Source organism: Pseudactinotalea sp. (assembly GCF_048594945.1).
Lineage (GTDB): Bacteria > Actinomycetota > Actinomycetes > Actinomycetales > Beutenbergiaceae > Pseudactinotalea.
Genome location: NZ_JBMDXJ010000238.1, coordinates 1 through 14,125, shown reverse-complemented (window position 1 = coordinate 14,125; position 14,125 = coordinate 1). Strand labels below are relative to the sequence as shown.

The following is a 14,125-nucleotide window of genomic DNA, read 5'->3' as shown; positions in this document are numbered from 1 at the left end:
CACCAGCGCCGACGGCAGCACCTGGAGCGAGGCGATCGAGGTGATCGATCCACTCAGGGCAGTGGCCTATGGCGACGGCGTGTGGGTCGCCGTGGGCGACCGGTCGTTCGCTGAGGAGGGCGGCGCTGGCGACGCCTCCAGCGGCGCCATCTACCGCAGCGACGACGGTGCCGCGTGGCAGCGCGTGGCCACGACCGACCCGTACGAGAACGCCGAGCTGGCCGGGAGCGGCGAGTTCCTGTACCAGGGCATGACCTCGGTGGGCTACGGCGACGGCCGGTGGATCGCCACCGCGACCGAGTGCGCGTACCGGATCTGCATGAGGGTGCTCTTCACCAGCACGGACACACGTACCTGGACACGGATGGCGCTGGACGAACGGATCGTCCTCATCGATGTGGCGCACAACGGGCAGGAGTGGGGGTTCGTGGGCGGCGAGCCGCTGCCGGACCCGCGCGACAACTCCGAGATCGGTGTCCCGATCGGAGCCGCCGGCACCAGCCCGGACGGCACCACCTGGTCGCTGGGAGCGACCTCACCCGATCGGGTCGTGCTCACCGGTCTCAACCCGGGCGACGGCGAATGGCTGGCCGTGGACGCCTACGTGCCGCGCACCCCGGACGATCCACCCGCGGCCGGCGGCATCTACCGCAGCACCGACATCCTCACGTGGGAACGAATCGGGACGGCTGCGCCGTGGACCACCAGTGTGGCCCTGCTGCGCCTCGGAGCCGCGCCGACCCCGACCGCCGAGGACACCCCCGACACCGAGGTCGCCACCGTGAGGATCCGCACCGACGGGTTGGAGCTCCTCTCCCCCGACGGCACCACGCTGCAGCTGTTGCCCTACTCCGACCCGGCCACCGGGGCGATCGAGGCGGTGACCGAGGCGCTCGGGTCGGGCAACAGCGAGCCCGTGGCCGGCGACAACATCTGCTCGGCGGACAGCACGGTGCTCACCTGGGGCGGGTTGCGACTCGTGCATCCCGAAGGCGATCCCGGTGCGACCGGATGGTGGGTGTGGCTCGACGGCGACCCCGTACCGAGCGCGACCGTGACCGTGGACGGGCCTGGCGGCGTCACGCTCGGTCAGAGCGTCGCGGAGGTCCGGTCGGCCCATCCGGAGGCACCGATCGAGTCGTTCTCCTACGAGGGCGTCGACTACGACCTCGTCTACCTCGACGTGACGGGTCGCACCGTGGACGGCACCACCTCCGACATGGCGGTGGAGGCGAGCGCGGAGAACGGCGTGATCGTCCGCATGCACGCACCGGTCTACGTGGTGGGCGACTGTTGACGCTCGCTCACTCCACGAGCTTGCCCGCGGTGGAGACCTCCTCGCGGTCGATCAGGTCGGCGACGCCCTCAGGGACCGCAGCGATCTGCTCGCGGACCACGCCGTGCTGCGGCGACCAGACGAGGTTCACCTGCATCGTCGGGTCCATCTCGGGGTGGTCGGAGCGGTTGTGGCAGCCGCGCGACTCGCGCCGCTCCCGCGCGGCGTCCAGGGTGGCGCGCGCGGCGAGCGCCGAGCCCTTGAGGTCGAACGCGTGCGCGAGATCGCCGTACCCGGCGCTGTCGGGGTGCACCCCGATGCGTGTCATGCGTGCGTCGATCTCGTCGAGCTCCTCGAGCCCGGCCGCCAGGCCCTGCTCGTCGCGGACCACACCGGCTCGCTCGGTCATCATGTCCCGCACGGCCCGCTGCAGCGCGCGCACGTTCTCGGGCCCGTCGGCGGCGAGCAGCTCGGCGATCTCGGCACGCGCGAAGGCGACGGCGTCGCGATCGCGGTGCTGCGCCGTCAGCCCTGCCGAGTACTCGGCGGCTGCCTGGCCGACGATCCGGCCGTACACGAGCAGCTCGATCAAGGAGTTGCCGCCGAGCCGGTTGGCGCCGTGAAGGCCGCTCGCGGCCTCCCCCACGGCGAACAGTCCCGCGACGTCGGTGCTGTGGTCCTCGGCCCGCACCCAGACGCCACCCATCGAGTAGTGCGCCGTGGGCGCCACCTCGATGGGGTCGGTGGTGATGTCGAGCATCTGCAGCTCGAGCATCTGGCGGTAGACGCGCGGGAGCCGGGTCATGATCTGCTCGCGGGGCAGGTGCGAGACGTCGAGCCACACGGCGCCGTTCGAGGTGCCGCGGCCCGCCGCGATCTCGGTGTACGCGGCCAGCGCCACCCGGTCCCGCGTGGACAGCTCCATCCGGTCCGGGTCGTAGCGCTCCATGAACCGCTCGCCCAGCGCGTTCCGCAGCACGCCGCCCTCGCCACGCGCTGCCTCCGAGACCAGGGTGCCGGCCGCCGACTCCGGCTCCACGATCCCGGACGGGTGAAACTGCACCAGCTCCGGGTCGCGCAGCCGCGCGCCCGCGTCCACGGCCAGCCGGAACGCGTCGCCGGTGTTCTCGTCGCGGCGTGAGGAGGTCCGTCGCCAGATCCTCGTGTGGCCTCCGGCGGCGAGCACGACGGCGTCGGCATGGATGAGCACGCGCGTCCCGTCATCGAGGTCGAACCCGTAGGCGCCGAAGACCACGCCGTCGCGGACGAGGATCCGCGTGATGTAGACGCTGTCGAGGATCGGCACGCGCAGCTGTGCGGCCCGCGCAACCAGGGTGTGCTGGATCTCGAGCCCGGTGTAGTCGCCCGAGAAGGCGGTGCGGCGGTAGGTGTGCGCGCCGAAGAACCGCAGCGAGATGCGGCCGTCGTCCTCGCGGGCGAACGGCATCCCGTAGTCCACGAGGTCGGCGATCCCCCGCTCGGCGCCCTGCGTGACGATCCGCACCGTCTCCGGATCGGCGAGGAAGTAGCTCTCCTTGATGGTGTCGGCGGCGTGCTGCAGCCAGGAGTCCTCCGCGTCCATCGTGGCGAGCGCGGCGTTGATGCCGCCGGCCGCAAGGGTCGTGTGAGCATCCAAGCGCTGCCGCTTGCCCACGGCGAGCACGTCGACGCCACGCTCGGCCAGCTCGATCGAGGTGCGCAACCCGGCGCCACCTGTCCCGATGACGAGAACGGAGGTGGAGATCTGGCGTTCGGACACGTGTGCCCTCCTCAGGACGGAGCTCGGTTCCGGGACCGACCACTCACCATCCTCGCCTCGAGGGACGGCCCCAGGTGTGGGACGAAGGTCCCGGGTCAGCGACCCGAGCTGGGATGAGGAAGTCGAGCACGAAGACGGGATCCCTGCGAGCTTCGTGACGAGCGCTCCGCTGCGCAGCGCGGCCAGATCGGCGTGGTGCACGAGCCGTACCGTGTCGCGGACCGTGCGTCACACTACCCCTGACCGGGCAGAACCACCCATGACCGAGGCGGTCTCCGCCGTCGGGCGGCTCCTACGCTGGGCGAGCGATGAGCAACCGGACCACGAGGCGCACCTCGGCGAGCAGGCGTGCCCGCAAGCGCACCTCGCGCACGATCGGCTCCATCGTCACCGGCGTCGGTGTGCTGTCCACCGGGGTGACGTGCGCGGCGCTCGAGTCGCCGTACGGCGGGGGCATCGCCGTGATTGACGGCGGCATCGCGGTCTCGGCGGTCCTCATGATCGTGACCGCGGTGATCGGCGCGATCTGGGCGTCGGTCGTGCTGCTGCGGCAGGCCGTGGCGCGGATCCCGCGCCGCCGCCGGATGCGCGACTGGGCCGCGCAGGTCGGCTGGTCCTGGTTCGCGAAGGGCAAGCACATCCCGCGTGAGCACACGTTGGCGCTACGCACGTGCCAACCGCCCAACGAGCACAACGAGGACAAGCGCGCCAAGTACTCCGAGTTGCTCACGGGCGAGTTCGCCGGCCGGCCCGCGTACGCGTACCACTTCGAGCGCGGCGGCGGGTACTACCTCGAGGTGGAGCAGCTCATCGCCTATCAGCTACCGAACCTGCTGCCGCCGGTGAGCATCGTGGACCGGTCCGAGGACGACGCCTTCACGAGCCAGCGGGTGCGCTTCGAGTCGGCCACCTTCAACCACCACTGGCGGGTCGACACCGAGGACGCGCGGTACGCCTCGGCCTTCATGCACCCGCGGCTCATGGAGCTGCTCAACGTGGCGCCCGCCTCGGTCACCGAGATCCACCTGCGCGGCGCGTTCCTGGTCTCGCACGCCCCCACGAACCTGACGCCGGCGATCCTGCAGACCCACCTCCAGGTCCTCGCCGAGATCCACGCCGCGATCCCCGAGTGGGTCTGGCGCGAGTACGCGGGGCGGACCCGGGCGACGCGCGAGTAAAGAGTTGCCGCCCGCGCCAGGCTGGGACGGTGAGCACACGCTGGACCGAGGACCCGAGAGCCGTGGCGACCTACGACGCCGAGTGCGAGGGGCGCAGCGATCACGACTTCTACCTCGCGCTCGCTGCGGACCTGCGGGCGCGCACCGTGCTCGACCTCGGGTGCGGCACCGGCGTGTTCGCCGTCGACGTCGCCCGGCGGGGATTCCGCGCGATCGGCGTGGACCCGAGCGCCGAGATGATCGATGCCGCCCGCCGCCGCGACGGCGGTGACCTGCCAACCTGGGTCCAGGGCACCGCTGCTGATGCTCCCATCGGCGCCGCCGACCTCGTGGTGATGATGGGCCACGTGGCGCAGTACTTCCTCGAGGACGAGGAGTGGCTCTCCACGCTGCGCCAGATCCGGTGCATCCTGACCGACGGCGGCCATCTCGCCTTCGAGTCCCGGCAGCCCGATCGCGGCTGGTCCGCTCGATGGACCCGCGAGCGCACCCAGATCTCCCGTGAGCACCCCGACGGCGGAGTGTTCCGTTCCTGGGGTGAGGTCACCGAGGTCGTGGGGACCTCGGAGTCGTTCGTCCAGACCCATGTGGGGCACCGGGTCCTGCCCAACGGCAGCGAGATCGCCCATGCCGAGACACTCCGCTTCCGGAGCGAGCAGGAGATCCGCACCAGCCTGCAGGAGGCGGGCTTCGCCGTCGAGAACATCTGGGGCGACTGGGATCGAGGGCAGGTCGGGCCCGATGCCGACGAGATGATCTTTCTCGCGTACGCATCCGGGAGGCAGTGATGAGGAGTGCGGATCGCATCGTGGTGGGCGGCGACAGCGTCGGATAGTCGACCGCTCCCGGCCGGCTGAGTCACGCCATCCTGGCACTATGTGCTATTTTTTGGCCATGGTGCCAGATATTGATCCCACCGGCCAATCACGCTCCTTCATCGAGGAGGCGCGGCGGGCCCAGATCGTGACCGCCGCCGTCGAGACCATCGCCGAGGTGGGATATCACCGCGCCTCGATGGGCAAGATCGGCGCCCGCGCGGGCATCAGCCGCGGGCTGATCTCGTATCACTTCGCCGGCAAGGCCGAGCTGATCAACCAGGTGGTCACCACCGTCTACACCGACGCCGCGACGTTCATGGGACCCAAGGTCGATGCCGAGACCACGCCCGCGGGCCAGCTGCGCGCCTACGTCTCCTCGAACCTGGAGTACATGCGGGATTACCCGTCGCGCATGGTCGCGATCGTCGAGATCCTCACCGGTGGCGGTCTCGCCGACCTTCCCGACGCCGACCCGGGCGAGTTCGACCGACAGATGCTGCTCCCGCTGGAGCAGCTGTTCACTGCTGGACAGCAGAGCGGCGAGTTCCGCGACTTCGACGTGACCGTGATGGCACGGATCGTCCGGAGCGCGATCGACCTCGTGCCGACGGCGCTCCAGCGCGACCCCGACCTGGACCTCGATCGCTACCTGCGGGAGATCACCGTCGCGATCGACCACGCCACCAAGCCAGATTCAGCCACGAAGGAGCAGTCATGAACACCCTCGACGGCAAGGTCGCACTCGTGACCGGCGGCGCCGGCGGGATCGGCGCGGCCATCGCTCACCGCTTCGCGGCCGCAGGTGCCCGCGTGGTCGTCGCCGACCTGGATCCAGCCGGGGAGACGACCGCACGGGAGATCGGCGGAGTGTTCGTTCGTACGGACGTCACACGGCTCGAGGACAACCTCGCCGCGGTCCGCACCGCGATCGAGCGCTTCGGCGGCCTCGACGTCGCTGTGCTGAACGCCGGGATCGGCGAGCATGGCAGCTTCGTGGAGGAGTTTCGGCCCGAGCACTACCGCGATCTGGTCGCGGTCAATCTCGATGGCGTGGTGTTCGGGATGCACGCCGCGCTGGAGGCGTTCACCGAGCGCGGTTCCGGGGCGATCCTGGCGACCTCCAGCCTGGCGGGACTGAGCGAGAGCCCGATGAACGCGCTCTACTCGGCGACCAAGCACGCCGTGGTCGGTCTGATCCGTTCCGTCGCTCCACTCGTGATCGAGCAGGGCATCACGGTGAACGCGGTCTGCCCCACCTTCATCGACACTCCGATCCTGGGCGAGGCGGTGCCGTTCATCAAGGATCTCGGCGTGGCGGTGCTCGAGCCCGAGCGCGTCGCCGACGTTGCCGAACTGGTGCTGGCGCGCGGCGGGACCGGCCAGGCGTGGCCGGTGGTCCCGCACGGCGACCCGGCGCCGTTCGCCTTCGGCGCCCTCCCGTCGATCATGTCCGACCCCCACCATCCGGTCCCGGAGGCCATCTCATGACCATCCTCGCCCGCACCCGCGACCTCACCCGCCGGTACGACGAGAAGACGGCGCTCGACGGCGTCAGCATCGACATCCCGGCCGGTCAGGTGCTCGGACTCCTCGGCCCCAACGGCGCCGGCAAGTCCACCCTCATCAACGTCATGACCGGCCTGCTGCGGCCCACCTCCGGCAGCGTGGAGCTGTGCGGCGGTGACCCACGCAGCGAGGCGACCCGCCGCCTCATCGGTGTGACGCCGCAGGAGACCGGACTCCCGGAGACCTGGCGGGTGGCCGAGCTGGTGGACTTCGTCTCGGCACACTTCCCGGACCCCGTGGACCGAACCGAGCTGCTCGACCGATTCGACCTCGGCTCGCTCGCCGATCGCCAGGCCGGCGGACTCTCCGGCGGGCAACAGCGGCGGGTCGCCGTGGCGCTGGCCTTCGCGGGTCGGCCACGGCTGGTGTTCCTCGACGAACCCACCACCGGGCTCGACGTCGACGCCCGCCGAGCCCTGTGGGCAGGCATCCGCTCGTTCCACGCCGAGGGCGGCGCGGTGCTGCTGACCAGCCACTACATCGACGAGGTGGAGGCGCTCGCCGACCGGGTCGTGGTGAAGGACCAGGGACGCGTGATCGCCGACGGCGGCATCAACGAGATCCGCAGCCGCGTCAAGCTCAAGCGGGTCACCCTGACCGACCCGGTGCTGCCCGAGCTGGCCGAGGTCGCCTCCGTCGAGCGCGATGCCGACCGCACGCACCTGCTCACCAACGACGCCGGAGCACTGGTGCGAGAACTGGTCACCACCGGTGCGTCCTTCACCGACATCGAGATCGAGTCCGCCTCGCTGGAGGACGCCTTCCTGGCGATCACCGGCGACCGGCGGGCCAGCTGACCCGAGAGGCACTGGCATGTCTTCCTTGACCCTGACCTACACCCGGCGGAACCTCGTCGAGAACATCCGCACACCGACGATGTTCCTGACCGTGGCGCTCGTGCCCGTGGGCGTGATGGTGTTCTTCGTCGTGCCCTTCATCGGGCAGGATGCCGCGGCCATCACCTCCGGCACCGCGACCCTGGTGGTGTTCGGTGCGCTGATGGCGTGCGTCGGCCACTTCAGCATCGCGATCGCCGCCCAGCGCGAGTCCACCTGGGGGAACTATGTGCGCACCCTGCCCGGTGGCATCGTCCCGCAGATGTTCGGGCACCTGCTCGTCGGTCTCGTGGTGGTCGCTGCCGCGATCATCCCGATCCTGGTGGTGGCCGGCCTGTTCACTGCCGCGGCGGCACCCGCGCCACGCGTGCTGCTCGCCGCCGGCGCACTGCTGGCCGTCGTGGTGACCTTCACCCTGATGGGGCTGGCGATGGGCTACCTGATGTCGATGCGGGTGGCGCTCATCGCGAACAGCATCGGGTTCCTTCCGCTGGCCGTGGCGGGCGGGATGTTCTTCGACGACTCCACCGCTCCGGAGTTCATCGAGCAGATCGCACCGTTCGTGCCCACCCGCGGGGCGACCGACCTGGTGCTGGTCGCGTTGACCGGCGAGCCGGTCGGTGCGACCTCGCTCGTGATGCTCGCCGTGTGGGTCGTGGTCCTCGCCGCCCTCACGGTCTGGGGCCACCGCCGGGACCAGGTTCGACGATTCGCCTGAGCCGGGACCGGCTCAGCGCATCGCCATCGTCTCGAGGCGGGCGATGCGGTCCTCCATCGGCGGGTGGGTCGCGAACATGCGGACCAGGCCGGCGCCGCGGAACGGGTTGGCGATCATCATCGGGGCGACGTTGATCAGCTCGCCCTCCGCCCGCAGCGGGCGCGCCGACGCACCGCCCTCGATCTTGCGCAGCGCGTCAGCGAGCGCCAGCGGGTCGCCGGAGAGCGTGGCGCCATCCTCGTCGGCGTCGAACTCCCGGGTCCGCGAGATCGCCATCCGGATCACCGCAGCACCGACCGGCGCGAGCAGCGCCATCAGCACCATCCCGAGGAGCGCGAACGGGTTGCCGCCGCGGCCCCGCCCGCCGGAGAACAGCATGAACTGACCCGCCGACGTCAGCAGTCCGGACATCGCCGCCGCCACCGAGGAGGTGAGGATGTCGCGGTTGTAGACGTGCATCAGCTCGTGCGCGAGCACCCCGCGCAGCTCCCGCTCGTCGAGGATCTGCAGGATCCCGGAGGTGCAGCACACGACCGCCTTCCGCGGGCTGCGGCCGGTCGCGAACGCGTTCGGTGCGTCGGTGGGTGCGACGTACAGTCGCGGCATCGGCTGCTTCGCGGACTGAGCCAGCTCGCGCACGATCCGGTACATCACGGGCGCCTCGGCCTCGCTCACCGGGAACGCCTGCATGGCGCGGACCGCGATCACGTCCGAGCGCCAGTACGAGACGAACGTACCGATCAGCCCGAACGCGGCGAACAGCCAGATCACACCCGGGCTGCGGGTCATCGTGGCGATCAGCGCGCCGGCCCCGAGCAGCACGGCCCACATCACGGCGAACAGCCCGAACGTCTTCAGGCCGTTGTGATGCCCGTGCCCCACGGCGTCTCCCTCTCGTGCGTCACCTGAAGAACGTACGGGCGGCGCCGGCGGTTCCTCCTCAGACGAGCGCGGAACGCGAGATGTCGGTCATGTCTTCACGCGGGACGACCTTGATCCGCTCGCGCCCGGCGGCCTCGCCGAGCGCACGCTCGTGCGCGTCGAGCACCTCCCAGCCGTGCCAGGTGGTGAACGGAACCCCCGACTCGCTCAGCTTGTCGAGGATCGCGGCGGGATCGCGTACGACGGCGGAGCGGAAGCTCTCGGGGTCGCTCACCGCGTCCTGGGTCAGGTTCTCGATCGTCTCGCGCGCGTCCGACTTCGTGCTGCCGATCAGCCCGATCGGACCCCGCTTGATCCACCCCGTGGCGTAGACGCCCGGGATGTGCTCGCCGCGCTCGTCGAGCACCCGCCCACCGGCGTTGGGGATGACGCCCGCAGCGTCGTCGAACGGGATGTCGGCGAGCGGGGAACCGAAGTAGCCGACCGCACGGTAGATCGCCTGGACCTCGAACTCCTCGAAACGGCCGGTGTTGCGCACGGTGCCGTCGCCGGCGAGCTCGGTGCGTTCGGTGCGGATGCCCGTGACCGCGTCCGTGCCGAGGATCTCGGCCGGGCGGTGCAGGAAGTGCAGGTGGATGCGGCGCGAGGCGGTCAGCTCGCTCGGATCGCGCAGCGTCCAGTCGGTGAGGGTCTTGACGACCTGCTTGGTCTGGTTGGAGGAGCGGATCGCCTCCTCGGAGCCCTCGTCGAAGTCGAAGTCCTCGGGGTAGACCACGATGTCGACGTCGGGCACGTGGCCCAGCTCGCGCAGCTCCAGCGGCGAGAACTTCACCTGCGCGGGGCCGCGGCGACCGAACACGTGCACGTCGGTGACCGGGCTGGCCCGCAGCCCTTCCTCGACGTTCGCGGGGATCTCGGTGGGCACGAGGTCTTCGGGGTGCTTGGCGAGGATGCGTGCCACGTCGAGCGCCACGTTGCCGTTGCCCAGCACCGCGACCTGCGTGGCCTCCAGCGGCCACGTGCGCGGCACGTCAGGGTGTCCGTCGAACCAGGACACGAAGTCCGCCGCGCCGTAGGAGCCGGGGAGGTCGATGCCGGGAATCTCCAGCGAGGCGTCACGGATCGCGCCCGTGGCGAAGATCACGGCGTCGTAGTGCTCCCGGATGTCCGCCAACGTGATGTCGGTCCCGAAGTCGACGTTCCCGATCAGCCGGATGTCACCGCGCTGCAGCACCTTGTACAGGGCCACGATGATCTGCTTGATCCGCGGGTGGTCGGGGGCGACGCCGTACCGCACCAGCCCGTACGGCGCGGGAAGCCGCTCGAACAGGTCGATCGAGACGTCGAGGTCGGTCTTGCTCAGGATGTCAGCCGCGTAGATGCCGGCGGGGCCGGCTCCGACGACGGCCACGCGCAGCGGCTCGGACACGGTTCTCTCTCTGCAGTGGACGTGGGCTTGGGCCTGGCCCGCCGACCAGTGTAGGCGCGTGAGATGTGCACGCCGTCGCGCAGGAATCGGCGTACCGTTCCGCGAGATGGACGTCTCACCCTCCCCGGAGCGCCGCGGTCTCGCCGCGGCGCTCGGCGCGTTCGGGCTGTGGGGCGTGTTCCCGCTGTTCATCTCGCTGCTCGCCCCCGCCGGCCCGGTCGAGATCAGTGCGCACCGCGTGGTGTGGACGTTCCTCGTGTGCCTGATCGTGCTCGCGGTGACCGGGACGCTGCGCCGTACCCGGGCGCTGCTCTCGGACCGGCGGCTGCTGGGGCGGATCGCGCTCGGCGCGGTGTTCCTGGCGTCCAACTGGCTGATCTTCGTCATCGCCGTCTCGATCGGCCGGGTCGTGGACGCCTCGCTGGGGTATTTCCTCAACCCGCTCGTCAGCGCCGGGCTCGCGGTGGTGGTGCTGCGCGAGCGGCTGCGGCCTCTGCAGTGGGCGGCCCTCGGAGTCGCGGGCGTCGGCATCGTGGTGATGGCGGTCGGGCTCGGCACGGTCCCCTGGATCGCCCTTGCGCTGGCGTTCACGTTCGGGCTCTACGGCCTCACGAAGAACCAGATCGGCTCGCGTGTGACCGCGATCTCCGGCCTGTCGATCGAGACCGTGGTGCTGCTGCTGCCCGCGCTCGGCTATCTCGCCTACCTCGTGGCGAGCGGAGGCTCGACGTTCGGGCTCGACGTCGGCGTCGGCGGAACGCTCGGTCACTCGCTGCTGCTGATCAGCAGCGGCGTGGCGTCCGCGATCCCGCTCGTGCTGTTCGCCGCCGCGGCCCGGCGGCTCCCGCTGGCCACGGTGGCGATGACGCAGTTCATCACGCCGGTGATGCAGCTGATCGCGGGCGTGCTGGTGCTGGGCGAGCAGATGTCGCCGGCCCGGTGGTGGGGTTTCGCGTTCGTGTGGGGCGCGCTCGTGGTGCTCAGCATCGACATCGTGCGCAGCACCCGCGCCGCCCGTCTCGCGCAGCCGCCGGAGGCTCCTCCCACCTGACGGCTACTCAGGCGGTCGCGCGGCGTCGAAACCGCGAGAACACCGATCGTGGCGATGTGCGCGCAGACGCCAGTCCCGCCGTCAGGCCCGATGCCGAGGCGGCCCATGCCTCGGCTGCCTCCGGGAGTCCTGCCGGCCTTTCGACCAGCCACAGGCACTCGTGCAGGCGCGAGGCGTACGTGCCGAGCTCGCCCGAGGCGAGCCCCTCCCCGGCGAGCGGCAGGGACAGCACCTGAGCGACGTCGTCGTGCACTCGCTCGACCGACTCCTGGACCGGGGCACGCATGAACCGGGGCAGATCCTCGGCGCCGTCGAGCAGCGAGTCCCGCGTGCGCAGCGCGAGGTCGCGCACCTCGACCGGGCGGGCTGTAGGCGCACCGGTCGCGGGCCGAGGGGAGGCTGTGAGGGCCTCGAGGAGCGCCTGCCGCACCCGGGTGTCGTCGGTGTCGGCGCTCCACCCGGGGGCGATCGTGACCACGGGTCCGTGGCTGTCGCGGCCCACGCGGACCGGACCATCGGCGCGCGGCGCGGCGTGCGGGACGCGCCCGGGCGCGGGCCCGCTCCTGTCGGCGGGCCGCACCGGGTAGCTGGCCGCGACAGCCGCAGCCCAGTCCCCCGTGCGCACCTGCACGGCCTGCTGCAGCGCGTCGGACACGGCGCCGCCGAGCCCGTCGGCCGAGAGCGTGTCCCGCCAGCGTGGGTCGAGGTCGAGCCGGACCACGTCACCGCGCTGGTCCATCCCCACGTGCACCACGCCCTCGTCGTCGGTGCCCATCGCCAGCCGCGGGACCGCAGCGCGACCGACGGCGAGGATCCCCGCGACCTCGTCCACGTCGGCTCGGAGACGGTCCAGTGCAGACGACGTCGTCTCAGATCTCGAACTCACGTACCTCTTGTCCTCCACTGCCGCGAACCCTCCCGACACGCTAAGCGGGCGCGGAAGGGGCGTCGAGGATAGACCTCCCCATCGCTGTCCGCGGCAAGCGAACGCGCCGCGCGTCGACCTACCGCAGCAGGGCCCGCAGCGCGGAGATCGTGTCGGCCTCGGTGGCCGGCTTCGCATCCGCGCCCGTGCGGTAGCGCTTGACGCGCGCGAACCGCAGCGCCACCCCGCCCGGGTAGCGGGTGGAGCGTTGGACTCCGTCGATCGCGATCTCGACGACGGTGCTCGGCTCGACCATGACCACGCCCGGCTCCTCGCGGGTCGCGATCGTGGGGAAGTACTCGGTCTGCCAACGCAGCAGCGCGTCCGTGAGCCCCTTGAACGTCTTGCCGACCATGACGAACCCGCCGGGCGGCCCGAACTCGCCCTCCGGGTCCAGCGCGCCGAGATGGAGGTTCGACAGCCAACCCGTGCGGCGCCCGTAGCCCCACTCGGCGCCGAGCACCACGAGGTCGTACGTGAGCACGGGCTTGACCTTGAGCCACCGCTTGCCGCGCCGCCCCGCTTCGTAGGTGGAGTCGATCGCCTTGACGACCACGCCTTCGTGCCCGCCTGCGAGGGCGTCGGCGAGCACGCGCTCGGCCGTGGCCGGGTCGTCGGTCACCTCACCGGGGACCAGGTGCTCGCCCACCCGCTCGGCGAGCATCGCCCGGCGGCGGCGCAGCGGCTGATCGAGCAGGTCGTCGCCGTCGGCGTGCAGCAGGTCGAAGAAGAACGTCGAGAGCTCAGCGAACCCGCCGTCCTGGCTGCCGAACCTGCTCATCGTCTCGGCAAACGGCTTGGCCTTCCCGTCCTCGCCGAGGCGGAGCGTCTCGCCGTCCAGGATGAGGTCGCCGCCGGGCAGCGACTCGACCAGCGCGACGACCTCCGGCACCCGCTCGGTGATATCGGCGAGGCTCCGAGTATAGGCACGCACCACGCCGTCGTGGCGATGCACCTGCAGCCGGGCACCGTCGAGCTTCGCCTCGACCGACGACTCACCCGCGATGTCGACCGCCTCGGTTGCCGACGCCGCCGTGCCGGCCAGCATCGGGAGCACCGGCACCCCGACCGTCAGTCCCACCTGCGTGAGGTCCTCGCCCGCGAGCGCGAGGTGCGCGGTCCTCGCGGCAGATCCGGTCAGCATCGCCGCACGCCGGACGATCGGTGCGGCGACATCCGTCGCCGCCGCGACCGCATCGAGCAACGCTGCGTCCAGCGCGCCCGTGCGCATGTCGCCCAGCAGCACGCGAGCCAGGAAGTCCTGCTCGTCCGCCGTCGCAGCCCCGAACAACTCGCGCAGGGTGTCGGCGCGGATGCCGGCCGAGCCTGGCCCCTCCGCCCGGGCGAGGGTCTCCAAGGCCGAGTCGATCTCCAGGATGGTGAGCGACGCCGTCGGGCTCGGATCGGGACGCACACCCGAGAGGGTGCGCGACCCCACCCCGGTTCGCCCCTGCCGGGGCTTGCCCACGAGCATCCCGACGGCGGGAATCACCTCGTCGAGGTCGAGCTCTCCGAGGAGTCCGGCGAGCGCATCGACCTTCGCGCGCTTGCTGGAGGTCGCGGCAACCTCGCCGGCCACCTCGACCACCCGCGACAACCACGTCGCCCCCATCACCCTGCTCACACCCCCACCTTCCCACCCCCATGCCGAATTCACAGACCAACCGTGAACACCCCGCATTAACAG

General features: G+C 71.0%; 13 protein-coding genes. 8 read left to right on the top strand and 5 right to left on the bottom strand.

What is annotated here, in order from left to right:
* Positions 1 to 1,297 (top strand): hypothetical protein (locus ACOJSN_RS10290; protein ID WP_420112403.1); only part of this gene is annotated, 1,297 nt, incomplete at its 5' end.
* 7 nt (positions 1,298 to 1,304) lie between these two features.
* On the opposite strand, the gene ACOJSN_RS10285 is transcribed toward ACOJSN_RS10290, so the two are convergent.
* Positions 1,305 to 3,035 (bottom strand): L-aspartate oxidase, encoded by a 1,731-nt coding sequence (locus ACOJSN_RS10285; RefSeq protein WP_420112402.1) that lies wholly within the window; start codon positions 3,033 to 3,035, stop codon positions 1,305 to 1,307.
* 308 nt (positions 3,036 to 3,343) lie between these two features.
* Between ACOJSN_RS10285 and ACOJSN_RS10280 the strand changes: the two genes are divergently transcribed.
* The 6 genes from ACOJSN_RS10280 (at position 3,344) to ACOJSN_RS10255 (ending at position 8,151) form a co-directional block, all read left to right on the top strand.
* Positions 3,344 to 4,213: a hypothetical protein gene (locus tag ACOJSN_RS10280; protein ID WP_420112401.1), complete on the top strand. Its 870-nt coding sequence runs from the start codon at positions 3,344 to 3,346 to the stop codon at positions 4,211 to 4,213.
* Between the two features lie 29 nt (positions 4,214 to 4,242).
* Positions 4,243 to 5,001, top strand: coding sequence for a class I SAM-dependent methyltransferase (locus tag ACOJSN_RS10275; protein WP_420112400.1), 759 nt, complete (start codon positions 4,243 to 4,245; stop codon positions 4,999 to 5,001).
* Between the two features lie 106 nt (positions 5,002 to 5,107).
* A complete protein-coding gene (locus tag ACOJSN_RS10270) occupies positions 5,108 to 5,749 on the top strand; it encodes a TetR/AcrR family transcriptional regulator (protein ID WP_420112399.1) in 642 nt (213 codons plus the stop codon).
* Entirely contained in the window at positions 5,746 to 6,519 is a 774-nt protein-coding gene (locus ACOJSN_RS10265) for an SDR family oxidoreductase (protein WP_420112398.1), read from the top strand. Before ACOJSN_RS10270 ends, ACOJSN_RS10265 begins: the two co-directional genes overlap by 4 nt.
* Positions 6,516 to 7,394, top strand: coding sequence for an ABC transporter ATP-binding protein (locus tag ACOJSN_RS10260; RefSeq protein WP_420112397.1), 879 nt, complete (start codon positions 6,516 to 6,518; stop codon positions 7,392 to 7,394). Before ACOJSN_RS10265 ends, ACOJSN_RS10260 begins: the two co-directional genes overlap by 4 nt.
* 16 nt (positions 7,395 to 7,410) lie before the next feature.
* A complete protein-coding gene (locus tag ACOJSN_RS10255; protein ID WP_420112396.1) occupies positions 7,411 to 8,151 on the top strand; it encodes an ABC transporter permease in 741 nt (246 codons plus the stop codon).
* Between the two features lie 12 nt (positions 8,152 to 8,163).
* Here ACOJSN_RS10255 and htpX read toward each other — a convergent pair whose 3' ends face one another.
* Together htpX and ACOJSN_RS10245 are read right to left on the bottom strand one after the other, a co-directional pair.
* A complete protein-coding gene (gene htpX, locus ACOJSN_RS10250; RefSeq protein WP_420112395.1) occupies positions 8,164 to 9,033 on the bottom strand; it encodes a zinc metalloprotease HtpX in 870 nt (289 codons plus the stop codon).
* Positions 9,034 to 9,091: 58 nt separating this feature from the next.
* A complete protein-coding gene (locus ACOJSN_RS10245; RefSeq protein ID WP_420112394.1) occupies positions 9,092 to 10,462 on the bottom strand; it encodes an FAD-dependent oxidoreductase in 1,371 nt (456 codons plus the stop codon).
* Positions 10,463 to 10,568: 106 nt separating this feature from the next.
* Between ACOJSN_RS10245 and rarD the strand changes: the two genes are divergently transcribed.
* Entirely contained in the window at positions 10,569 to 11,513 is a 945-nt protein-coding gene (gene rarD / locus ACOJSN_RS10240; protein WP_420112393.1) for an EamA family transporter RarD, read from the top strand.
* A 7-nt stretch (positions 11,514 to 11,520) separates the two neighbouring features.
* Here rarD and ACOJSN_RS10235 read toward each other — a convergent pair whose 3' ends face one another.
* Positions 11,521 to 12,345, bottom strand: coding sequence for a hypothetical protein (locus ACOJSN_RS10235; RefSeq protein WP_420112392.1), 825 nt, complete (start codon positions 12,343 to 12,345; stop codon positions 11,521 to 11,523).
* Between the two features lie 172 nt (positions 12,346 to 12,517).
* Positions 12,518 to 14,050, bottom strand: coding sequence for an ATP-dependent DNA ligase (locus ACOJSN_RS10230; protein WP_420112404.1), 1,533 nt, complete (start codon positions 14,048 to 14,050; stop codon positions 12,518 to 12,520).
* Positions 14,051 to 14,125 lie beyond the last annotated feature (75 nt).